Raw genomic sequence first — 22,941 nt, forward strand, 5'->3', positions numbered from 1 at the left:
ATGGCTGAGGCGCCATTGAAGATCGCGGTGGTGGGCCACACCAACACCGGCAAGACCTCGCTGTTGCGCACGCTGACGCGCGATCCCGCGTTCGGCCAGGTGGCCGACTCGGCGGGCACCACGCGCCACGTCGAGGGCGTGCGGCTGGCCGCGGGCGACGACGCCACGGTCGAGTGGTACGACACGCCGGGCATGGAAGACAGCATCGCGCTGCTCGAATACCTGGAGCGGCTGGACGACCCCGGCCAGCGGCTGGATGGCCCCGCGCGAGTGCGCCGCTTCCTGGACTCGCCCGAGGCGCGCGGCCGCTTCGAGCAGGAGGCGCGCGTGCTGGCCAAGCTGCTGGACTGCGACGCGGCGCTGTACGTCATCGATGCGCGCGATCCGGTGCTGGGCAAGCATCGCGACGAACTGGCGCTGCTGGCCGCCTGCGGTCGGCCGCTGTTGCCCGTGCTGAATTTCGTGCAGGCGCCCGCGCATCGCGCGCAGGCCTGGCGCGACGCCATGTCGCGGCTCGGTCTGCATGCCGTGCTGGAGTTCGACACAGTGGCGCCGCCGCTGGATGGCGAGGCGCGGCTGTATGGCCGCCTGGCCATGCTGCTGCACCCGCACGCGGACCTGCTGGAGCGCATCGCCCGGGCCCTGTCGCGGCAACGCGCGCAACGCCGCGCCGACGCCTGCCGCGTGTCCGCCGACCTGCTGATCGACGCCGCTGCGCTGCGCCTGACGGTCGCGGACGAACCCGACGCGGTGGCCGCGGCCACCGACACCCTGCGCGAGCAGGTGCGTCTGCGCGAACAGGCCGCCTCGCAAGCCCTGTTGGCGCTGTACAACTTCCGGCCTGGCGACTACGCCGCCGACGCGCTGCCGCTGGCGGGCGAACGCTGGCGCATGGATCTCTTCCATCCGCAGGCGGTGAAGGACATGGGCGTGCGCCTGGGCGTGGGCGCCGCCGCGGGCGCGATGGCCGGCGCGGCCGTCGACCTGGCCGTCGGGGGACTGAGCTTCGGCGCCGGCATGCTGCTGGGCGCGGCCGCCGGCGGCCTGTGGCAAGGCGTCAGCCAACTGGGCCAGCGCATGGCCGACCGCATGCGCGGCCATCGCGAATTGAGCGTGGACGATACCGTGCTGCGACTGCTGGCGCTACGCCAGCGGCAATTGATCCAGGCGCTGGAGCGGCGCGGCCACGCCGCGCGTGACCCCGTGCGCCTGGACCAGCCGGCCGACGACGCGTGGCGGCGCGCCGCGCTGCCGGACGCGCTGGCCGAAGCGCGCAGCCGGCCCACGTGGTCCGCGCTGAATGCGCATCACGAGGACGACGACCGCCGCAAGCTGAAGCTGGCCGAACTGGCCGATCACCTGGCGCAGGACATGGCGCAGGCCGATCCGACCGAGTGATAACCCCAATCCAAATTGGTTGACGCTTAAACGTAAGATGCGACGTACATCGGCGCGGCCTGCAAGGTGCGGCCTGCAAGGTGCGGCCCCGCGGCCGCGCCGCCGGATTTGCTGGATGAGCCATGCCCCGGCCTGATGATCTCGATCGGGGAACGGGGCCCTGTCAGTTCTGCCGCGCCACCGCGCGCACCGTACGGAGCACTAGGGCTATGCGCATCAAACCCGCAGTAAAGATCTCGGCATTGGCCCTGGCCCTCGCGGCCTCGGCATTCTCCGCGGGCGCCACCGCCCGCACCCTGCACTGGGCCTACCAGGGCGACGCCACGTCGCTGGACCCGATGGCGCTGAACGAGACGTTCACGCTGGGTTTCCAGGGCAACATCTACGAAACGCTGGCCGGCTACGACGGCAACCTGAAACTGGTGCCCGTGCTGGCCGAAAGCTGGGAGAACCCCGAGCCCACCAAGTGGATCTTCAAGCTGCGCCAGGGCGTGAAGTTCCATGACGGTTCGCCCTTCACCGCCGACGACGTGATCTTCTCGTGGAAGCGCAGCCTGACGCCAGGCTCGGACATGAAGGGCTACGGCGCCAAGGCCAAGGACGTGCGCAAGATCGACGACCACACCGTCGAGGTCATCACGCCCACGCCCAACCCCATCCTGCCGCGCGAGTGGTCGTTCCTGTTCATCATGAGCAAGTCGTGGTCGGAGAAGAACAACGCCACCGAGGCCACCAACGTGAAGGGCGGGCAGGGCAACTACGCCAACCTGCATACCAACGGCACCGGCCCATTCATGGTGACCGAGCGCCAGCCCGACGTGAAGACGGTGCTCAAGCGCTTTCCCGACTACTGGGACAAGAAGGTCAAGACCAACGTCGACGAGGTCATCTTCCAGCCCATCGCGCAGGAAGCCACGCGCGTGGCCGCGCTGATCTCGGGCGAAATGGACATCGTGCAGCCCGTGCCCGTGCAGGACTGGCAACGACTGGAGGACGCCCCCGGCGTGAAGCCGCTGACCGCCCCCGAGGCCCGCGCCATCTTCATCGGCATGGACCAGGCGCGCGACGAGCTGCTGTTCTCCGACGTGAAGGGCAAGAACCCGTTCAAGGATCCCAAGGTGCGCGAGGCCGTGGTGCTGGCGGTGGACACCGCCGCCATCAACGCCAAGATCATGCGCGGCGCGGCCAAGCCGCTGGGCTCGCTGGTGGCCACCGCCATCAACGGCTATGCCGACTCGTACGGCGCGCCGATCAAGCCCGATCCCGAGCGCGCCAAGAAGCTCCTGGCCGAAGCCGGCTATCCCAAGGGATTCACGGTGACGCTGGACTGCCCCAACGACCGCTACGTCAACGACGAGAAGGTCTGCCAGGCCGTGGCCGGCATGCTGGCGCGCGTGGGCATCAAGATCAACCTGCTGGCGCAGAGCAAGTCCAAGTACTTCGCCAAGGTGCTGCTGCAGGCCGGCAACGAGACCAGCATGTACATGCTGGGCTGGACGCCCAGTTCAACCGACGCGCACAATGCGCTGCTGAACCTGGCGGCCTGCCGCGATTCGAAGACCGCCAGCGGCCAGTTCAACCTGGGCGGCTACTGCAACAAGGAAGTCGACGAGCTGACCACCAAGGTCGGCACCGAGACCGACCAGGCCAAGCGCAACGAGATGATCAAGCAGGCCTTCGAGATCGTGCGCAAGGACTTCGGCTACCTGCCGCTGCACCAGCAGCCCATGTCGTGGGGCGTGAAGGACAACATCCAGGTCATCCAGCGCGCCGACGACGTGCTCGACCTGCGCAACGTCGTGATGCCCTGACGCGTCGCCCCTGGGGCGGCCGGCGCGCCGCCCCGATGTCCTTCAACTCGCGCCCCGCGGCGCACGGCCCCGAGGCCCTCCGCACATGCTTTCCTTCATCGCGCGACGACTGCTGCAGTCGCTGATCGTCATGCTGGTGGTCGCGCTGATCGCCTTCTCGATGTTCCGCTACGTGGGCGACCCCATCGCCGGCATGGTGGGCCAGGACACCACCGAGGCGCAGCGCGCCCAGCTGCGCGACGACCTGGGCCTGAACGACCCGTTCGCCGTGCAGTTCGCCCGCTTCGTGGGCAATGCGCTGGAAGGCGACTTCGGCATCTCGTACCGCCAGCGCCGGCCCGTCAGCGGCCTGATCGAGGAACGCCTGCCCGCCACGCTGGAGCTGTCCTTCGTATCGGCGCTGATGGCCCTGGCCTTCGGCATTCCCATGGGCATCTACACAGCGCTGCGCCGCCGCGGCGTGCTGGCCAAGGCCTTCATGGCGCTGTCGCTGGCCGGCATCTCGCTGCCGACCTTCCTGATCGGCATCCTGCTGATTCTGGTGTTCGGCGTCCAGCTGCGCTGGCTGCCCAGCTTCGGACGCGGCGAGGTCATCGCCATCGGCGGATGGACCACGGGCCTGTTGACGCCCTCGGGCCTGGCCGCGCTGATCATGCCGGCCATCACGCTGGCGCTGTTCCAGATGACGCTGATCATGCGGCTGGTGCGCGCCGAGATGCTGGAAGTGCTGCGTACCGACTTCATCAAATTTGCCCGCGCGCGCGGCCTGCCCGAGCGGCTGATCAACTTCCGCCACGCGCTGAAGAACACCATGGTGCCCGTCATCACCATCACGGGCCTGCAGCTGGGCTCGATCATCGCGTTCTCCATCATCACCGAGACCGTGTTCCAGTGGCCGGGCATGGGCCTGCTGTTCATCCAGGCCATCGGCGCCGTCGACATTCCGGTAATGGCCGCGTACCTCGTGCTGATCGCCTTCTTCTTCGTCGTGATCAACCTGATCGTGGACCTGCTGTACTTTGCCGTCGACCCGCGACTGCGCGTGCAGAGCCGATAACCAAGGACGCGCATGAGCCTCACCCTGCTGTTCTCCCGCGCCGCCGACAGCGACCTCTGGCACAGCTTCCGGCGTTCGCCCGGCGCCATCGTCTCGGCCGTCGTCACGCTGCTGATCGTGGCCGGCGCGGTGCTGGCCCCCATCGTGGCGCCGCACAATCCGTTCGACCTGGCGTCGCTGAGCATCATGGACGCCAACACGCCGCCCTCCTGGAATTCCGAGGGCAACGCCGACTTCCTGCTGGGCACCGACGACCAGGGCCGCGACGTGTTCTCGGCCATTCTGTACGGCGCGCGCGTGTCGCTGACGGTGGGCGTGGCCTCGGTGCTGTTCGCCATGGTGCTGGGCGTGTCGCTGGGCCTGATCAGCGGCTATGCGGGCGGCCGCGTGGACAGCATCATCATGCGCATCGCCGACGTGCAGCTGTCGTTCCCGGCCATCCTGATCGCCCTGCTGGTCGACGGCGTGGCCCGCGGCCTGCTGCCGCGCGACATGCACGACCAGCTCGCGATGTACGTGCTGATCTTCGCCATCGGCATCTCGGGCTGGGTCCAGTATGCGCGCACGGTGCGCGGCTCCACGCTGGTCGAACGCAACAAGGAATACGTGCAGGCGGCCCGGCTGATCGGCATCGGGCCCATCACTATCCTGCGCCGCCACATCCTGCCCAACGTGATGGGACCGGTGCTGGTGATCGCCACCATCCACCTGGCCGTGGCCATCATCACCGAGGCCACGCTGTCGTTCCTGGGCGTGGGCGTGCCGCCCACCGCGCCGTCGCTGGGCACGCTGATCCGCATCGGCAACAGCTACCTGTTCTCGGGCATGTGGTGGATCTCGATCTTCCCGGGCGTGGCGCTGGTGGCGCTGGTGCTGTCGGTGAACCTGCTGGGCGACTGGCTGCGCGACGCGCTCAACCCCAAGCTGCGCTGAGGACGACGCCATGGCCCTGCTCGACATCGACGCCATCCGCATCGAATTCCCCAGCCGGCGTGGCAACCACGTCGCGGTGGACGGCATCACGCTGGCGCTGGAGCCCGGCGAAATCCTCGGCGTGGTGGGTGAGTCCGGCGCCGGCAAGTCCACCATCGGCAACGCCGTCATCGGCCTGCTCGAAGCGCCTGGCCGGCTGACCGGCGGCCAGGTGCGCCTGGAAGGCCGGCGCATCGACACGCTGCCGCCGCACGAGCAGCGCAAGGTGCGCGGCCGCCGCATCGGCATGATCTTCCAGGACCCGCTGACCTCGCTGGACCCCTTGCAGACGGTGGAGAGCCAGTTGGTCGAGACCATGCAGGTGCACCTGGGCGTATCGCATGCCGATGGGCGCCGCCGCGCCGTCGACCTGTTGAAGCAGGTGGGCATCGACAATCCCGAGCTGCGCGTGAAGCAGTATCCGCACCAGTTCTCGGGCGGCATGCGGCAGCGCGTCGTGATCGCGCTGGCGCTGTGCTGCGAGCCCGACGTCATCATCGCCGACGAACCCACCACCGCGCTGGACGTGTCCATCCAGGCGCAGATCCTCGACCTGCTGCGCAAGCTGTGCAAAGAGAAGCAGGTCGGCATGATCATCATCACGCACGACATGGGCGTGATCGCCGACGTGACCGACCGCGTCGCGGTGCTGTACCGCGGCCACCTGGTCGAGCAGGGCCCCACCGCCAAGATCCTGGGCGACCCCGACCATCCCTACACGCGCAGCCTGATCTCGGCCGTGCCGCGGCCCGACGTAAAGCTGCGGCGCTTTCCCCTGGTGACCTACATCGAGGACGTGCGCACGCCCGCCGCGCCGCTGGACCTCGCCACGCACTGGCTGGGGCAGCGGCGGGATTTCGGCGACGCCCAGGACGGCCCGCTGGTGCAGGCACAGAACCTGGGCATGCGCTTCGTGCTGCGCAACGCGTTCCTCAAGCGCAACCGCCGCACGCTCGATGCCGTGAAGCAGCTGGACCTGTCCATCGCCGAAGGCGAGGTCTTCGGCCTGGTGGGCGAGTCGGGCTCGGGCAAGTCCACCGTGGCGCGGCTGATCGCGGGCCTGTACACGCCCAGCAGCGGCGCGGTCAGCTTCGCCGGCACCAACCTAACCGCGCTGCGCGGCGAGAAGGCGCTGAATCCCTTCCGGCGCCAGATCCAGATGGTGTTCCAGGACCCGTATTCGTCAGTCAACCCGCGCATGCGCGTGCTGGACATCGTGGCCGAGCCGATCCGCTTCCACCGCCTGGCCGACGACGAGGCCCAGACACGCCGCATCGTGGCCGATCTGCTCGAAGTGGTGGGCCTGGGCGCGCAGGCCGCGCAACGCTATCCACACGAATTCTCGGGCGGCCAGCGGCAGCGCATCTGCATCGCCCGCGCCCTGGCCACGCGCCCGCGCTTCCTGATCTGCGACGAGCCCACCTCCGCGCTGGACGTATCCATCCAGGCGCAGATCCTGAACCTGCTGAAGGACCTGCAGGAACAGCTGCGCCTGACCATGCTGTTCATCAGCCACGACCTGCCCGTGATCCGCCAGATGTGCGACCGCGTCGGCGTGATGCGGCACGGCCAGTTGCTGGAGGTGGCGGACACGGAAACCCTGTTCCGCACGCCGCAGCACGAGTACTCGAAGCATCTGCTGGGGCTGATGCCGAAACTGCAGGCGATGTCGCGGGAGGGGTTGGAGATCGAATCGGCGGGGGCGGCGCCGCCAGACCGCTAGGCACCTTCAAACCGCCCCCACCTCCGCGGAAGGGTGTCCATGCCGGCTGGCCAGGGGCCAATGGCTGGATCGATCCAGCCCAACAACGACAGGATTCGGTGGGGCCTTTCCGTTCCACATGCCACGCCCGATTTCACATCGCGCGTGACATCTTCGCCACACGCGCGGCTCCCACCCACGGATCAGCTACAATGCCCCGCGTGCTATCCCAATCAGCACGCCGCCGCGGGCGCAATCTTGCCGCCTAGCGCCGGGGCTTCCGCCGCCCTACATACCCGGCGGGTCCTGCCCCCTTTCTCCTCATTTGCATGCCTGGATTGGTGTCACTCAACTCGAGCGACAGGCTTGCCGCTGGAGTTGTCTTGACTACCACTGTTTCCTTCGCCGACCTCGGACTGGTCGATTCGCTGTTGCGCGCGATCGCCGAGACCGGCTATACCGCTCCGACCCCCATCCAGGCACAGGCCATTCCGCAGGTGCTCAAGGGTGGCGACCTGCTGGCCGCCGCGCAGACCGGCACCGGCAAGACCGCCGGCTTCACGCTGCCCATCCTGCAACGCCTGACGCAGACCAAGCCCACGCTGAAGAAGCCCGGCCGCCCGCGCTGCCTGATCCTCACGCCCACCCGCGAGCTGACCGCCCAGGTCGCCGAATCGGTGCAGACCTACGGCAAATACACTGGCCTGTCGGCCATGGTGATGTTCGGCGGCGTCAACATCAACCCGCAGATCAGCGCGCTGAAGAAGCCGCTGGACATCCTGGTGGCCACCCCCGGCCGCCTGCTGGACCACGCCGGCCAACGCACGATCGACCTGTCGGGCGTCGAGATCCTGGTGCTGGACGAAGCCGACCGCATGCTGGACATGGGCTTCATCCGCGACATCCGCAAGGTGCTGGCCCTGCTGCCCAAGCAGCGCCAGAACCTGCTGTTCTCGGCCACGTTCTCGGACGAGATCCGCACGCTGGCCCGCGGCGTGCTGAACAATCCGGGCGAAGTCTCGGTCACGCCGCGCAATACCGCCACGGAGCTGGTCACGCAGACCGTGCACGCAGTGCCGCAGTCGCAGAAGCGCGACCTGGTCAGCCACCTGGTCAGCGAGAACGGCTGGCACCAGGTGCTGGTGTTCACGCGCACCAAGCACGGCGCCAACCGCCTGGCCGAGAAGCTGGTGAAAGACGGCCTGTCGGCCGCCGCGATCCACGGCAACAAGAGCCAGTCGGCCCGCACCCGTGCGCTGTCGGGCTTCAAGGACGGCAGCGTCGCCGTGCTGGTGGCCACCGACATCGCCGCTCGCGGCCTGGACATCGACCAGCTGCCGCTGGTGATCAACTTCGAACTGCCCAACGTCCCCGAGGACTACGTGCACCGCATCGGCCGCACCGGCCGCGCGGGCGCCACGGGATCGGCGATCTCGCTGGTCGACGACAGCGAGATCAAGCTGCTGAAGGCCATCGAGCGCCTGATCAGCAAGACCATCGAACGCAAGCCCGTGACGGGCTGGGTGCCGCCCGCGCGCAGCGCCGCCGATGAGCCCGAGGACGACCGCGACGACGACGACCGCCCGCGTGGCGGCGGCCGCCGCCCGGGCCAGGGCGCCGGCAATCGCGGCGGCAACGGCGGACGCGGCGGCCAGGGCAACGGTGCCCGCGCCGGCCAGGGCAACCGTACCAGCCAAGGCAACGCCGGCGGCCGTGGACAGGGCCAGGGCGCCGGCAACGGCCGCGCGCCGCAACCCGCTCGCGCCGCGCAGCCGCGCAACGGCGACCGTCAGCCCACCGGCGAACGCCGGGATGGCGGCCACCGAGATGCCCTCCGCCCGCAGGGTTCGCACCGCCCCGAAGGCGGCGCGCCGCGCAACGGCGGTTCGCGTCCGGCCGGCGCCCCACGTGCGGGCGTGCTGCTGGGCAAGTAAACTCGCCCATCCTCCACGCCTCGCACCCGCCATGCCGCTGTCGACCTGGTTGACCTTCTTCGTCGCCTCCTGGGCCATTTCCTTCTCGCCCGGCGCCGGGGCCATCTCGGCCATGTCGTCGGGGTTGAAGTACGGCTTCTCGCGCGGATACTGGAACACGGCAGGCCTGATCCTGGGCATCCTGATCCAGTTCATGATCGTGGCGGTGGGGCTGGGCGCGTTGCTGGCCACGTCCGAGACCGCCTTCGCGGTGGTGAAGTACCTGGGCGTGGCCTACCTGATCTATCTCGGCGTACGCCAGATCCGCACCGACGCGGCCCCCGTGGCGGTCGACGGCGGCGATCCGGGCCGTGCGTCGATCCGCGAGCTGGTCGTGCGCGGCATGCTCATCAACATCACCAACCCCAAGGGCACGGTGTTCCTGATGGCAGTGGTGCCGCAGTTCGTCGACCCCGCGATGCCGCTGACGGCGCAGTACATGGCCATCGCCGGCACGCTGGCCTTCACCGACCTGGTGGCCATGGGCGTCTACACGCTGCTGGCCGCCAAGGTGCTGCGCCTGCTGCGCAGCGCGCGCCACATCCGCCTGATGAACCGCATCTTCGGATCGCTGTTCATCCTGGCCGGCGTCGTGCTGGCCACGTTCCGCCGCCATACCTGAGTGGACACGGCGCCTTCGGGCGCCGCTTGTAAAATCCCCGCACCATGACGATCACCCAAGAAGTCGCGCGGCGACGCACCTTCGCCATCATTTCGCACCCGGACGCGGGCAAGACCACGCTGACCGAGAAGCTGCTGCTGTTCGCAGGCGCCATCCAGATCGCCGGCAGCGTGAAGGCCCGCAAGGCCTCGCGCCACGCCTCGTCCGACTGGATGGAGATCGAGAAGCAGCGCGGCATCTCGGTGGCCTCGTCGGTGATGCAGATGGAATATCGCGACTGCGTCATCAACCTGCTGGACACCCCGGGCCACCAGGACTTCTCCGAAGACACGTACCGCGTGCTGACCGCCGTTGACGCGGCACTGATGGTGATCGACGCCGCCAACGGCGTCGAGCCGCAGACCATCCGCCTGCTGCAGGTCTGCCGCGCGCGCAACACGCCGATCATCACGTTCATCAACAAGATGGACCGCGAGGTGCGCGAGCCGCTGGACCTGCTGGCCGAGATCGAATCCCACCTGGGCATGGACGCCGTGCCGTTCTCCTGGCCGGTCGGCATGGGCAAGGCTTTCGGCGGCGTGTTCGACATCCGCCGCGACCGCATGCGCCTGTTCCGTCCGGGCCAGGAACGCCGGTCGGACGACGATGACATCATCCAGGGCCTGAAGAATCCCGAGATCGCGGAACGCTTCGGCTCGGCCTTCGAGCAGGCCAGCGGCGAGATCGACCTCATCACCGAGGCGGCGCCCGCCTTCGACAGCGCGGCCTTCCTGGCCGGCAAGCAGACGCCGGTGTTCTTCGGCTCGGCCATCAACAACTTCGGCGTGCAGGAAGTGCTGGACGCGCTGGTCGAGCAGGCGCCCCCGCCGGGCGCGCGCGAGGCCATGGAACGCACCGTGCAGCCCGAGGAGCCCAAGTTCACGGGCGTGGTGTTCAAGGTGCAGGCCAACATGGACCCGGCACACCGAGACCGCGTGGCGTTCGTGCGCGTCAGCTCGGGCCGCTTCGAGCGCGGCATGCGCCTGAAGGTCGCCCGCACCAACAAGGAAATGCGCCCCAACAACGTGGTGTCGTTCCTGTCCCAGCGCCGCGAACTGCTGGACGAGGCCTATGCCGGGGACGTCATCGGCATCCCCAACCACGGCGTGCTTCAATTGGGGGACGTGCTGACGGAAGGCGAAGCGCTGCGCTTCACCGGCCTGCCGTTCTTCGCCCCTGAACTCTTCCAGGCGGTCGAGGTCAAAGATCCATTGCGTACCAAGCAGTTGCGCATCGGCCTGACGCAGTTGGGCGAAGAGGGCGCCATCCAGGTGTTCCGCCCCGAGGCGGCCGGCGGCGCGCTGCTGCTGGGCGCGGTGGGCCAGCTGCAGTTCGAAGTGGTGGCGCACCGGCTGAAGGCCGAGTACGGCGTGGACGCCCGGATGATGCCTTCGCGCTATAACATGGCGCGCTGGATCACCTCGGACGACCCCAAGGCGCTGCGCAAGTTCATGGATGCCAATGCCGCCCATATCGCCTATGATGTGGTCGATGCGGTGGCCTTCCTGATCGGCTCTGCGGCTCAGCTGCGCGTGGCCGAAGAGCTGTATCCAAACGTTAAATTCCACGCCATGCGCGAGCATGGCGGCAAGGTCTTCGCAGACAAGGTCTAGCCTGCCCAGGCAGGCGGTAGAGGGTATCAATGTCGTGGCGTGTATTGTTCGCGGTGCTACTGCTGGCGGTCGGCGCGGCCGCCTTCGGAGGCATCCAACTGGGTGATTGGCTGGTGGCGCATGCTCCGCAGGCCACGCCCGCTCCCGGGCAGGAAGAAACCGAGGCCGCCCAGCAACCCGTGCTGGATGCCAACGGCCGTCCCTACGTGGCGCAGCCTCCGCAGCCGCGCGTGGACGGCTCGTTGGGCGTGCCCGAGAAGCCTGCCGGCTCCGATTGGGCCATTCCCACCGTGTCGCTGTTCGACACCGTCACCGACCCGGCGGTGCAGATCTCGCGTACCAACGTCTCGCAGGAAGAGGCCCGCCAGCTGGCCGCCAATTCCGACGTGCCGCTGCCCAGCACCGGATCCGACGTCACCACGCTGGACCTGCAGTCGCTGGGCAACCAGGGCACCGGCGTGCAGCCCACGGCGCAACAGCCCGCGGCCACCCCGATCCGTCCCGCCCCCGGCGTGTCCATGAACCAGCCCGCCATGGGCCAGGCTTCGGCGCCCGCGGCCATGGGCCAGCCAGCGCAGCCCAGCGTGCCGCAGAACAACCCCGGCCATTGGCAGGAAGCGCTGCGCAGCGAACTGGCGCAGTGCGCGGACCGCGGGTTCTTCGAACGCCCCACCTGCTCCTGGAACGCCCGCAACAAGTACTGTGCGCCCAACCGCGCATGGGGCGCCATTCCCGAGTGCCCGAACCGGCCCTAGGCCACCAGGCATGACGGATCGCGCGCCCGGCGCACGATTCGATCGAATGACGAAAAGGGCGCGGATATCCGCGCCCTTTTTGCTTGCTGGCCGCCGTATTCGCACGGCGGCTGTCCGGCCATGGCTCAGCCGGCGACTTCCATCTGGCTTTGCAGGTAGTTCTGCAGGCCCACCTGATCGATCAGGCCGATCTGGGTCTCCAGGTAGTCGATGTGTTCTTCGGTGTCGTCCAGGATGTCCTGGAACAGATCGCGCGACACGTAGTCGCGCACCGACTCGCAGTACGCGATGGCGTCCTTCACCGTAGCCTGGGCCGCGGTTTCCAGCTTCAGGTCACAGGCCAGCAGTTCCGGCACGTCTTCGCCGATCAGCAGCTTGTGCAGGTCCTGCAGGTTGGGCAGGCCGTCGAGCATGAAGATTCGTTCGATCAGGCGGTCGGCATGCTTCATTTCGCCGATGGACTCTTCGTACTCGTGCTTGCCGAGCTTGTTCAACCCCCAGTGGTTCAGCATGCGCGCATGCAGGAAGTACTGGTTGATGGCAGTCAGTTCGTTGGTGAGCTGCTTGTTCAGGAACTGGATGACCGTCTTATCGCCTTTCATGATGAACTCCTTGTATTCATGCGCATGCCCGCGGCAATTGGCGCCATTCTCATGCGAATGCACGAAGGCTAACACCGCGCAATGGGCTGCGACTACCCTTTGCCTGCATTTGGTAAACGGCTTTGCGAGTGCAATACGGAAACGGGAATCGAATGAGAATGAGTATGCGTGCGCGACAGCCCGCATCTCCGGGCACGGTGTCACGCAGGCCGGCGGACCGCGCACGCCCTGGTTTCGCGCGGATTTGGCGGCCTTGGCGGCCCGGTTGACGCGGTACGCGTCGCCGCGAGCGCGCATGCCATGAAGATGACAGCCGTGTTGGCCTCAGGCAACAATGCCCCGCACGGGCACCAGGCCCGCGAGGCCGATGCCATGGTCAGCCGCGGCGCGTGGCCAGCCAGATCCCGAAGGCGATGGGCACGATGCCGGCCATGTCCATCCACGACACGGGCTCGCCCAGCACGGCCCAGCCGAACAGCAGGCCCAGCGGGGGCATCAGGAAATGCAGCGCGCTGGCCGACGTGGCGCTGTTTCGGCTCAGGATGGTAAACCACAGGGCATAGCTGCCCATCGAGACCGCCACGATGGTGTAGGCCATGCTCCAGAACAGGCTGGCGCTCAGGTGCACCTGGTCGAGCGATTCGTAGTGCAGCGCGAACGGCAGCAGCACCACGGAGGCCGCCAGCGATTGCACCGCGGTCGCGCTCCACAGGTTCGCACGCGGCTTCAGGCGCTTGTACGCCAGCGTGCCGGCCACCAGGCCCAATAGCCCCATCACCACGTGCAGCGTGCCCTGCAGGTCTTCATGCATGCCCACCAGGCGCGAGCGCAGCACCAGCATCACGCCCAGCAAACCCAGGCAAAGGCCCAGCAGCTTGCGCCAGCCCAGTTTCTCGCCCAGCACCGGCCCGGCCAGCAGGCCGATCAACAAGGGGTTGGTGCTGATCAGCACCGCCGTGAACGCGGACGACACCGTCGCCATGCCGCTCCAGCTGAACCCCAGGTAGAAGGCGTTGTTCAGCACGCCCAGGCCCGCCAGGCACAACAGCTCGACCGCGGGAATGCGGCGCAGTCCGCCCGTGATGGCCGCCATGCCCAGCATGAGCAGGCCGGCGATCAGGAACCGCACGGTCAGCAGCGTCAGCGGCGGACAGTCCTGCAGGGCGATCTTGGCCGACGCGAACGCCGAGCTCCACAGCAGGCAGAACAGGGCGATGGATCCCCATGCGGTGGGCCGCTCGCCGGACGGCGCAGCGCTGGCGGGCAGTGCAAGCGTGGATTTCATGGAGAGTGAGCGTGGAGATAGGCGCAACGGCGACTGTGAGGGGCATTCTGCGCCGGCCCTCATCCATTGACAAATTCTTTATTCGGATCAAAAGTATTTGAAATTCCACTGGATAGGCTTGGTATGGACCTCGACTTGCTGCACAGCTTCGTTTCCGTCGTGGATGCCGGCGGCTTCACGCGGGCCGGCGAACGCGTGCACCGCACGCAATCCACTGTCAGCCAGCAGATCCGCAAGCTGGAGGCGGCGCTGGGGTGCGCGCTCTTCATCCGCGAGGGCCGCCAGGTGCGGCTGACCGAGGACGGCGAGCGCCTGCTGGGCTACGCGCGCCGCATGCTGGCGCTTTCAACCGAAATCCGCGAGGCAGTCAGCGGCGCCCGGGGCGTCGACATGGTGCGGGTCGGCGTGCCGGACGACTTCGCGGTGGAACGCCTGACGGGACTGGTGGCCGGCTTCGCCCGCGCGCATCCGGCCGTGCGCGTGACGATGCGCTGCGATCTCAGCGCCGTCCTGTCGCGCAGCCTGGAGCGCGGCGAGCTGGACCTGGCGTTGTTCAAACGCGAGCCGGGCGCGGGTGATTGCGTAGCGGCCTGGCCGGAGCGCCTGAGCTGGCTGGGCGGCCTGGACTGGCCGCACGTGCTGCCCGACCCGGTGCCGCTGGTGACGTTTCCGCAAGGCTGCATGTATCGCAACCGCGCCATCCACACCCTGGAAAGCGCCGGCAAGCGCTGGCGCATCGCCTACGAAAGCCCGCACATGGGCGGGGTGCAGGCGGCGCTGGAGGGCGGATTGGGCCTCGGGTTGATGGACCGGCGCTGCATCACGCCGGCCATGCGGACCTGCGACGAGCTGCTGCCGCGGCCCGCGCCCAGCGAGCTGGCGTTGTGCCTGAGCCCAGCGGCGTCCACCGCCGCGCGTCTTCTGGCGCAGTCGATGCGGGATTTCTGCGAGGAGGTGGTGTCGACCGCACGCCTGGTCGACACGGCGACGCGCGGCGCGGCCATGGCGGCCTGATCACACGAAAATACAGGGACAAAGACGGCGCGGAGCCAGGAATGGAGGGCCGCGAGGAACGTGACGCGGCAGGGCGGCCCGACCCGAGCCCGGGACGATCAGGCGGCCTGGGAGACGGCGCCGGTGTTGGCGGCCGGCTGGTCGTTCTCGACCCGGACCGTGGGCATGTTCACCGGAACGGCAATCGAACGTACGTCGCAGACGGTGGAACAGCGGCCCCCCGGCAGGTACTCGGCCGCGGTGGCGGCACAGCAACCGCAGCACGAGGCGACGCCCAGTTCGAATTGCAGGTCGCCAAGCGACGTCGCGCCCGCGTCCACGCAGGCGCGGACTTGGCGTTCGGTGACAGCGTTGCAGACACAAATATACATGAGAATAATTATCGTCAATTGTTCTCGTGTGCGCAAGTACTGCGCAAAATCGGGGTGGCGCGACGGCAACGGGCGGCAAACCGCCCCCTGCGCAGGGCCGCTTGCGCCTGGCCGTGCTAAAAAGGCGGGCCCGCGCCGCGCGCGAGCAGCATTTCCACGAATCGCCTTTTCAAACCGTCCGTCGAGGCCCCGGCCGCGACGCGCCACACGCTGCACCCCTCATGTCGTTCATCACCCGCCTGTTTCCCCTCTGGGCGCTGCTCATCTCGGCAGCCGCCTACTTCGTCCCGACCACCTTCCGCCCGTTGCTGCCCTATGTGGAATACCTGCTGATGCTGGTGATGCTGGGCATGGGCGCCACGTTGACGTTCGCCGACTTCCGGCGCGTCGTGAAGCAGCCGGCGCCCGTCATCGCAGGCATCGTCATCCATTACCTGGTCATGCCGCTGGCCGCCTTCCTGGTGGCCAGGCTGCTGGACATGCCGCCCGAACTGACGGTCGGCATGATCCTGGTGGGCAGCGTGGCCAGCGGCACCAGTTCCACCGTGATGGTGTACCTGTCGGGCGGCGACGTCGCCCTGTCCGTCACCATCGGGGCGCTGTCCACGCTGGTGGGCGTGATCGCCACGCCGCTGCTGACCCTGCTGTACGTGGACGCGGCCGTGCCCGTGAACACGCTGGGCCTGCTCTTGAGCATCCTGAAGATCGTCGTGCTGCCGGTGGCGCTGGGGCTGCTGCTGAACCACTTCGTGCGCCCGCTGGTGCGCGCGGTCGAAGGCGCCCTGCCGCTGGTGTCAGTGCTGGCCATCATGGCCATCCTGGCCGCCGTGGTCGCGGCCAGCCAGGCCAGCATCGCCAGCGTCGGTCCCATCGTGCTGCTGGGCGTGATCCTGCACAACGGCCTGGGCCTGCTGGGCGGCTATTGGGGCGGGCGCCTGCTGCGCTTCGACGAATCGGTCTGCCGCACGCTGGCGCTGGAAGTCGGCATGCAGAACTCGGGCCTGGCCGCTGCGCTGGCCAATGCGTATTTCACGCCCCTGGCCGCGCTGCCCGGCGCGATCTTCTCGGTGTGGCACAACATCTCGGGCTCGCTGATCGCGGCTTTCTGGGCCAGCCGGCCGCCGAAGGACGGCGTCAAGCTCCAGGAAAGGCCACGGCATTGATGCAAAGGCGCGCGCGGGATGCGCACGCCTTGTCCTGCAAGCCCATGTCGGGCGATCGCTTGCGGCCGACCGTGTCACGCCGAGCATTCTGCGTCTGGCCTCAACGCCGGACGTTCCACGCGGCGTTCCGCGCCGGACGTTCCACGCCGGGACGTTCCACGCCGGGACGTCCACGCCGGACGTTCCACGCTGGATCACTCATCAAACGTGCCGCGGTATTCGGCCGCGACGTCGGCGCGCGTGTTGAACTCGAACATCACGCCGCCGGGCGCGCGGCAGAAGAAGCGCGAGCCGCGGCCGTTGTTGAACACGTCGGAGACCATCTCGACGCCCTCGGCCTTGAAGCGCGCGTACAGCGTCTGCACCGCATCGGCGTCGGGCAGCTCGAAGCCGCCGTGGAAGTTGGTGGGCCACGAAGGCTTGCCCTCGACGTGCTCGATCACCACGTCGAAGCCGGGCCGCTTCAGGATGTAGGACTTGTCCCATGTTCCATCGATGGTGAAACCCAGGTATTTCTCGAAGAACCGCACGGTGGCGGCAGTGTCGGCGGAAGGAAAGCTCAGGTGGTTGAGCTTCATGGCGGTGGTCAGTTCGGTCATCGTCGTCTCGTCGGGAGGGGTCGGGCACGGCGGCATGCCGTGCGCTGCGATGACGTCAGAATATAAGCAAAAGCTCGCATTGGCCTACTCGCATCCGGCCCAATGCCGCCGCTGGCGCGCAAGCCCCGACCCTGTGCGGCCTGACAGCATGCAGGGCTGTCGCACCGAGGCCGATTGCTCGCATTCGCCGATTTTTCAGGCCGCGTCGACGCGCGCCAGATAGCCGAAGACGGCCGCGCGGATGCGCCGTTCCAGATCGGCGACGTCGCGTTCGCCGCGCTCGCCCGCCGCGTCGGTCATCGCGCGGATGATGGCGGCCACGTCGCCGGCCGCGACCTCGGGCCGCGCGCACGTCCGCCTCGCGCGCCGGATGCACGTGATCAGCACGGTATGGAAATCCTGCGGCTTGTCGACCTCGCCGCGCAGCGCGGGCCGCGCCTCTTCCACGTCCAGCAGGCGCGCCAGCATCGGGCGCTGCAACTGCTGCCGCACGGCGGCGCCGATCAGGTATTCCAGCGCCGCCTTGCCGCTGCGCTGGGCCAGCGCGCCGCGCGCGTCGTCGTAGAAGCGCGCGGTCTCGCGCGCGATCAGGGCGACCGTCAACGCGTCCTTGCCGGGGAAATACTGGTACAGCGAGCCGATGCTGACGCCCGCGCGGCGCGCCACCGCGTTCGTGTTGAAGCCCTCCAGGCCCTCGGCCTCGAGCACCTGCGCGGCCGCCTCCACGATGGCGGCCACGGTCTCCTGGGAGCGCGCCTGCGTGGGCGCCTTGCGGGGCCGCAGGGGCTTTGCCTCGTTCTGGTTCATGCGTCTTCCTTGCCCGCCGTCGGGTCCAGGACAGTCCGGCGACCGCGGGCGTGCCGCGCTGCGGTCGGTCTGGTCACGATGCGCACCGGCATGCGGCGACGTTCAGCGCACGGCGGCCTGCGCCTTGCGTATCGCCGCGGGCGCGATGCGCAGGGACTCGCGGTACTTGGCAACCGTGCGCCGCGCGATGACGATGCCCTGGTCGGCCAGCCGCTGCATGATCTGGCTGTCGGACAGCGGCTTGGCGCGGTTCTCGCCCGCCACCATCTGGCGGATGTGCTCCTGCACGGCCGTGGCCGACGCGGAGTCGCCGCTGTCGGTGGCCACGCCGGTGCCGAAGAAGCGCTTGAGCTCCATCGTGCCATACGGCGTCAGCATGAACTTCTGCGTGGTGGCGCGCGAAATGGTGGATTCGTGCAGGCCCAGTTCGCCCGCGATGTCCTTCAGGATGAGCGGGCGCATGGCCGCCGGCCCCTGGCTGAAGAAAGCCGCCTGGTGCGCCACGATGGCCTGCGAGACGCGCAGGATGGTGTCGAAGCGCTGCTCGACGTTGCGGATCATCCAGCGTGCCTGCTGCAGCTGCGCATGCAGGCCCGCGTGGCTGGATTCGCGCTGGTTGCCCAGCATCTGCGCGTACAGCCCGTTGACTTGCAGGCGCGGCACCACGGCGCTGTTCAGCACGGCCTGCCAGCCTTGCCGCGTCTTGCGCACGATCACGTCGGGAATCGCATAGTCGGCCGCCGGCACCGTCCAGGCACGGCCGGGCCGGGGATCGAGCCGCTGGATGAGCTGATAGGCGGCGCGCTGCGTGGCGTCGTCGCAGCGCAGCGCCTCGCGCAGGCGCGCCGGATTGCCGGTGGCCAGAAGCGGCAGGTGCTGCGCACAGATCAGCCGCGCGGTGGCCAGCACCTCGGGATTCGCGGCTTCGGGCAAGCGCGACACGTCGGGATGGCGCAGCTGCAGCACCAGGCAATCGGCCGTGTCGCGCGCGCCCACGCCGGGCGGATCGAACGACTGCAGCAGCCTGAGCGCCGCGCGCAGTTCGTCCAGGTCGACCTCGAGCTCTTCCGGCAGCCAGCTCAGGATCTCTTCGAGCGGCGAGCCCAGGTAGCCGTTCTCGTCCACTTCGTCGATCAGCAGCGCCGTCAGGGCGGCGTCGCGGGGCCCCGCGCGGGTCAGGACCAACTGGCCCAGCAGGTGTTCGCGCAGGGTGTCGGCGCGGGCCGTCTGCGGCGTTTCGCTGTCGTCGTCGGGATAGACGCCGCCCGAACCCGGCATCTCTTCGATGCGCAGTTCGGTGTCGGGCGGGCCGTCGTCGTTCTCGACCGAGGCCTCGCGCTGGGGATCTGCCGCGTCGGCCTGGGCGGGGTCCTCGTCGCGTTCCAGCAACGGGTTCTCGGACAGCGCCTGCGAGATTTCCGCCTCGAGCTCCAGCGACGACAGCTGCAACAGCCGGATGGACTGTTGCAGTTGGGGGGTCAGCGTCAGATGCTGGCCTGGACGGAGTTCTAAAGCGGGACGACTCATAGGTACAATATTTTGCATGATGAATCCCACTTCGCCCGAACGCATTCGCCAGGACAGCCGCATCGTCGGCCAGACGCTGGTGAAACTTGCGACTCCACGCCTGGTCGTCCGGGCCTTGGTCATCGTCATCGCAGCCATCATATGGCTCTACGTGTCCTCCAAATTGCTCAGTGTCGGACGCTCGATCAACTTCGAGGGCCTGCACTCGCTGGGACAGCAAACCGTAGATCTGCTGACCAGGATCAACCCCTACGTCTGGTGGGGCGTGGTGGCCATCTGGTCGCTCATCGTCTTCTTCCTGGTGCGCTCGTGGGTGTATTCGGACATGGCCGCGGCGCGCGCCCGCCCGCTGGACGCCAACACGCTGGCCAGCCTGCGGGCCTCGCTGTCCGACGAATCCATCGACGTGCTGCGCTGGGTGTGGGGCGATCGCGACGAGCCCTTCACCGTGGGCGATCTGCAACGCACCCACCGGGAACTGCGCCACAACCGGATCGGCAAGATCGCGCTGGTGCGCGAGCAATCGGCCATCCTGGACCAGCGGGGCGCCACGGTCGCCACGCCAGCCGGCATACCCCTGGCACCCGCCGCCCCGCGCCAGCATACGGAACCTACCATCGGCCCGTTCCGATAGACGCCGTCAATTGCGCGCGCGCGCAAAATGTGTTTGACTACTGCTTATGGCCGCTGATTGCACCCTCCTCGCAATTGCCGCCGAGCGCATCGACGCCTCGGCCGCCGGCCTGCGCGCGTCCGTCGCCCGCCTACTAGCGCTATCGCTACACCTACCGATCGGTTGCCGGGCCTAGGGCCCAAAGTGGTAGCTCGGCAGCCTGGGTCAGCCCTATCCCGACCCGACACGCCCGCCACGCGTCCATCCACGTTCCCGCGCTTTTCCCCGATTTGAAACCGAATCCGGCCACACTTCTGGCCTGAAGCCTGAAACCAGGCCGCCGCTGCCGACTGTTCGCGCGGACGGCCTCCCGGATTCCAAGACACCGAGGTGTACCGATGATGCTCGCCAACCCCGCCACCAAGTACGTACCGTTCCGCCCGTTCGCCCAGGATTTCGCCGACCGCACCTGGCCCAGCCGCCGCATCACCACGCCGCCGATCTGGATGAGCACCGATCTGCGCGACGGCAACCAGTCGCTGATCGAGCCCATGAGCATCGAGCGCAAGCTGCGCTTCTTCGAACAGCTGGTGAAGATCGGCTTCAAGGAAATCGAGGTGGGTTTTCCGTCGGCCTCGCAGACCGACTTCGATTTCGTGCGCAAGCTGATCGAGGAAAAGCGCATCCCGGAAGACGTCACCATCATCGTGCTGACGCAATCGCGCGAGGACCTGATCACCCGCACGGTGGAGTCGGCGGCGGGCGCCAAGCGCGCCATGGTGCACCTGTACAACGCCGTGGCGCCCGCTTTCCGCAAGATCGTCTTCAACATGAGCAAGGACGAGATCCAGAACATCGCGGTGACCGGCACGCGCCTGATCAAGCAGGAAATGGCCAAGTACCCGCAGACGCAATGGCGCTACCAGTACTCGCCCGAGGTGTTCAGCACCACCGAGCCCGAATTCTCGCTGGCCGTGTCGGACGCCGTGGCCGAGGAATGGAACGCCACGCCGCAGGACAAGATGGTGCTGAACCTGCCAGCCACCATCGAGGCCACCACCCCCAACCTGTACGCCGACCAGATCGAGTGGATGCACCGCAACCTGGCGCGCCGCGACAGCATCATCCTGAGCGTCCACCCGCACAATGACCGCGGCACCGCCGTGGCCGCCGCCGAATTCGCCGTGATGGCCGGCGCCGACCGCATCGAAGGCTGCCTGTTCGGCAGCGGCGAGCGCACCGGCAATGTCGACCTGGTCACGCTGGCGCTGAACCTGTACACCCAGGGCGTGCATCCGGGGCTGGATTTCTCCGACATCGACGAGGTGCGCCGCTGCGCCGAGTACTGCAACCAGTTGCCCGTGCATCCCCGCCATCCCTACGCGGGCGACCTGGTCTTCACCGCGTTCTCGGGCTCGCACCAGGACGCCATCAAGAAGGGCTTCTCGCAGCAGCAGGCCGACGCTGTCTGGGAAGTGCCCTACCTGCCCATCGACCCGGCCGACCTCGGCCGCAGCTACGACGCCGTGATCCGCGTGAACAGCCAGTCGGGCAAGGGCGGCGTGTCGTACCTGCTCGAGCAGGAGCACGGCCTGGTGCTGCCGCGCCGCCTGCAGATCGAATTCAGCCGCGCCATCCAGCGCGTGACCGACGAAACGGGCCGCGAAGTCACCGCCGACGATGTCTACACGATCTTCGACGAGGAATACCTGCAGCAGCATGCTCCGTGGAAGCTGATCCGCCACCGCATCGACGGCGATCCCAGCGCCGGCGAAGGCAAGCAGTTCACCATCACGGCCGAGCTGGAATACGACGGCGAGCGCCGCACGGTCACGGGCAGCGGCGACGGCGCCATCTCGGCCTTCGTGGCGGCGCTGGACGTGCCGGTGCGCATCATGGACTACCACGAGCACTCGATCGGCACGGGCACCGACACCCGCGCGGCCAGCTACGTCGAGATGCGCGTGGGCGACTCGCCCACCGGTTTCGGCGTCGGCATCGACCGCGACATCGTCACCGCGTCGTTCCGAGCCGTCCTGAGCGCCGTGAACCGCCATCTGGCCACCGGGGCCAGCGTGGACGCCGACGAGGCCGTGGCGGCCTGATAGGGGATTTGGCGGGCCCCTCGGGGGCCGCCTGGCCCGTTGGGCTTGCCCGGCCTGTCCGTTTGCCTGATGAAACCCGCCTATTGGCGGGTTATTTCATGCCTGGACCAATGTCGTCCGATAAGCCCATGGCATCGGAGCTGGACAAAAGAATCTCTCTTTTGTCGGACTTGGCCTATTTGGCAGCGTGCTTTGCAACAACCGGCTTGCATCCCGGCAGACTGGTGTTTCACTGCACCGCAGGTATTCAAGGATGCAACATGGCCACGAACATGACGCAGGGCGCTGCTGGCGCCAATGCAAGTCCCGATCAGCACCAGGGGGCCGGTCTCAGTACAACTGTCACGGTGAACGATGAACTGTTATGCAAAGCACGTACCTACACCGGCATCGCGGAAACCTCGGCGTTGATCGACCGCGCACTGAAGTGCCTCGTGGAACGAGAGGCCTCGCGGCAACTGGCCAGGTTGCATGGTTACGCACCCGGCCTTAGCGATATTCGAGCAGCCGGAGGCGCCCGATGATGATGCTTGTCGACTCTGCCATCTGGATCGATCATTTCGACGGCAGAAACACCAGTCTGCAGGCGCTGTTGGACCGTACCGACATTCTGGTCCACCCTTTGGTGGTTGCCGAAGTCGCCTTGGGCAACCTTCCTCGACGGCAAGCCATCCTGCAAACGCTGCACGACTTGCCGCACATCGACGAAGCCTCGCACGCCGAAGCGCTGGCCTTGCTGCATGACAAGGGCCTGGATGGATCAGGCATAGGCTGTGTCGACCTGCACCTGCTGACCGCCGTAACGCTGCAGCCGGACACAAAGTTATGGACCAGGGACAAGCGACTGCACAAGGCTGCCCATGCAATGGGGCTGGCCGCATGTCCTACGCCAGCCTGACGCGTCAGGCTGGCA

21 protein-coding genes are annotated in these 22,941 nt (G+C 67.8%); 15 read left to right on the forward strand and 6 right to left on the reverse strand.

Annotated elements, in window-relative coordinates:
• The 9 genes from FS845_RS15345 to FS845_RS15385 all read left to right on the forward strand — a co-directional run bounded on the left by FS845_RS15345 (position 1) and on the right by FS845_RS15385 (position 11,942).
• A complete protein-coding gene (locus tag FS845_RS15345; RefSeq protein ID WP_144636835.1) occupies positions 1–1,398 on the forward strand; it encodes a GTPase/DUF3482 domain-containing protein in 1,398 nt (465 codons plus the stop codon).
• Positions 1,399–1,607: 209 nt separating this feature from the next.
• Positions 1,608–3,209, forward strand: a complete 1,602-nt coding sequence (locus FS845_RS15350) for an ABC transporter substrate-binding protein (protein WP_144636837.1) — start codon at positions 1,608–1,610, stop codon at positions 3,207–3,209.
• A gap of 85 nt (positions 3,210–3,294) precedes the next feature.
• The gene (locus FS845_RS15355) at positions 3,295–4,266 is read left to right on the forward strand and encodes an ABC transporter permease (protein ID WP_144636839.1); all 972 of its coding nucleotides are present in this window, start codon (positions 3,295–3,297) and stop codon (positions 4,264–4,266) included.
• A 12-nt stretch (positions 4,267–4,278) separates the two neighbouring features.
• Positions 4,279–5,199 (forward strand): ABC transporter permease, encoded by a 921-nt coding sequence (locus tag FS845_RS15360; protein WP_144636841.1) that lies wholly within the window; start codon positions 4,279–4,281, stop codon positions 5,197–5,199.
• Positions 5,200–5,209: 10 nt separating this feature from the next.
• Positions 5,210–6,961 carry a dipeptide ABC transporter ATP-binding protein gene (locus FS845_RS15365; protein ID WP_144636843.1) on the forward strand — a complete coding sequence of 584 codons (1,752 nt, stop codon included), beginning with the start codon at positions 5,210–5,212 and terminating at the stop codon, positions 6,959–6,961.
• A 362-nt stretch (positions 6,962–7,323) separates the two neighbouring features.
• Positions 7,324–8,874, forward strand: coding sequence for a DEAD/DEAH box helicase (locus FS845_RS15370; RefSeq protein ID WP_144636844.1), 1,551 nt, complete (start codon positions 7,324–7,326; stop codon positions 8,872–8,874).
• Between the two features lie 31 nt (positions 8,875–8,905).
• Positions 8,906–9,535, forward strand: a complete 630-nt coding sequence (locus FS845_RS15375; protein WP_144636845.1) for a LysE family transporter — start codon at positions 8,906–8,908, stop codon at positions 9,533–9,535.
• Positions 9,536–9,579: 44 nt separating this feature from the next.
• Positions 9,580–11,187, forward strand: coding sequence for a peptide chain release factor 3 (locus tag FS845_RS15380; protein ID WP_144636846.1), 1,608 nt, complete (start codon positions 9,580–9,582; stop codon positions 11,185–11,187).
• Between the two features lie 29 nt (positions 11,188–11,216).
• A complete protein-coding gene (locus tag FS845_RS15385; protein WP_144636847.1) occupies positions 11,217–11,942 on the forward strand; it encodes a hypothetical protein in 726 nt (241 codons plus the stop codon).
• A 125-nt stretch (positions 11,943–12,067) separates the two neighbouring features.
• Here FS845_RS15385 and bfr read toward each other — a convergent pair whose 3' ends face one another.
• Positions 12,068–12,544: a bacterioferritin gene (gene bfr, locus FS845_RS15390; RefSeq protein ID WP_144636848.1), complete on the reverse strand. Its 477-nt coding sequence runs from the start codon at positions 12,542–12,544 to the stop codon at positions 12,068–12,070.
• A 376-nt stretch (positions 12,545–12,920) separates the two neighbouring features.
• Complete coding sequence (locus FS845_RS15395) at positions 12,921–13,829, reverse strand: DMT family transporter (protein ID WP_144636849.1); 909 nt, start codon at positions 13,827–13,829, stop codon at positions 12,921–12,923.
• Positions 13,830–13,952: 123 nt separating this feature from the next.
• Here FS845_RS15395 and FS845_RS15400 point away from each other — a divergent pair, with 123 nt between their 5' ends.
• Positions 13,953–14,843, forward strand: a complete 891-nt coding sequence (locus FS845_RS15400) for a LysR family transcriptional regulator (RefSeq protein WP_144636850.1) — start codon at positions 13,953–13,955, stop codon at positions 14,841–14,843.
• A 98-nt stretch (positions 14,844–14,941) separates the two neighbouring features.
• Here the strand turns inward: FS845_RS15400 and FS845_RS15405 are convergent, their stop codons facing one another.
• Complete coding sequence (locus tag FS845_RS15405) at positions 14,942–15,214, reverse strand: bacterioferritin-associated ferredoxin (protein ID WP_260986299.1); 273 nt, start codon at positions 15,212–15,214, stop codon at positions 14,942–14,944.
• A 221-nt stretch (positions 15,215–15,435) separates the two neighbouring features.
• Here FS845_RS15405 and FS845_RS15410 point away from each other — a divergent pair, with 221 nt between their 5' ends.
• Positions 15,436–16,377, forward strand: coding sequence for a bile acid:sodium symporter family protein (locus FS845_RS15410; RefSeq protein ID WP_144636852.1), 942 nt, complete (start codon positions 15,436–15,438; stop codon positions 16,375–16,377).
• A 194-nt stretch (positions 16,378–16,571) separates the two neighbouring features.
• On the opposite strand, the gene FS845_RS15415 is transcribed toward FS845_RS15410, so the two are convergent.
• From FS845_RS15415 to rpoN, 3 genes are all read right to left on the reverse strand, one after another.
• Positions 16,572–16,976: a VOC family protein gene (locus FS845_RS15415; RefSeq protein WP_186332299.1), complete on the reverse strand. Its 405-nt coding sequence runs from the start codon at positions 16,974–16,976 to the stop codon at positions 16,572–16,574.
• A 195-nt stretch (positions 16,977–17,171) separates the two neighbouring features.
• Positions 17,172–17,783, reverse strand: coding sequence for a TetR/AcrR family transcriptional regulator (locus FS845_RS15420; protein WP_144636853.1), 612 nt, complete (start codon positions 17,781–17,783; stop codon positions 17,172–17,174).
• A gap of 102 nt (positions 17,784–17,885) precedes the next feature.
• Entirely contained in the window at positions 17,886–19,328 is a 1,443-nt protein-coding gene (gene rpoN, locus FS845_RS15425; RefSeq protein WP_144636854.1) for an RNA polymerase factor sigma-54, read from the reverse strand.
• Here rpoN and FS845_RS15430 point away from each other — a divergent pair.
• The 4 genes from FS845_RS15430 (at position 19,327) to FS845_RS15445 (ending at position 22,926) form a co-directional block, all read left to right on the forward strand.
• On the forward strand, positions 19,327–19,944 hold the full coding sequence (locus tag FS845_RS15430; RefSeq protein ID WP_144636855.1) for a hypothetical protein: 618 nt from the start codon (positions 19,327–19,329) through the stop codon (positions 19,942–19,944). The two genes, rpoN and FS845_RS15430, sit on opposite strands and share 2 nt — an antisense overlap.
• Before the next feature lie 377 nt (positions 19,945–20,321).
• The gene (gene leuA, locus FS845_RS15435; RefSeq protein WP_144636857.1) at positions 20,322–22,028 is read left to right on the forward strand and encodes a 2-isopropylmalate synthase; all 1,707 of its coding nucleotides are present in this window, start codon (positions 20,322–20,324) and stop codon (positions 22,026–22,028) included.
• A 128-nt stretch (positions 22,029–22,156) separates the two neighbouring features.
• Positions 22,157–22,552, forward strand: coding sequence for a type II toxin-antitoxin system VapB family antitoxin (locus FS845_RS26845; protein WP_260986300.1), 396 nt, complete (start codon positions 22,157–22,159; stop codon positions 22,550–22,552).
• Positions 22,549–22,926 carry a type II toxin-antitoxin system VapC family toxin gene (locus FS845_RS15445; protein ID WP_222129995.1) on the forward strand — a complete coding sequence of 126 codons (378 nt, stop codon included), beginning with the start codon at positions 22,549–22,551 and terminating at the stop codon, positions 22,924–22,926. Before FS845_RS26845 ends, FS845_RS15445 begins: the two co-directional genes overlap by 4 nt.
• The last annotated feature ends 15 nt before the right edge of the window (positions 22,927–22,941 follow it).

The organism is Bordetella genomosp. 13, from assembly GCF_007679965.1.
Lineage (GTDB): Bacteria > Pseudomonadota > Gammaproteobacteria > Burkholderiales > Burkholderiaceae_B > Bordetella.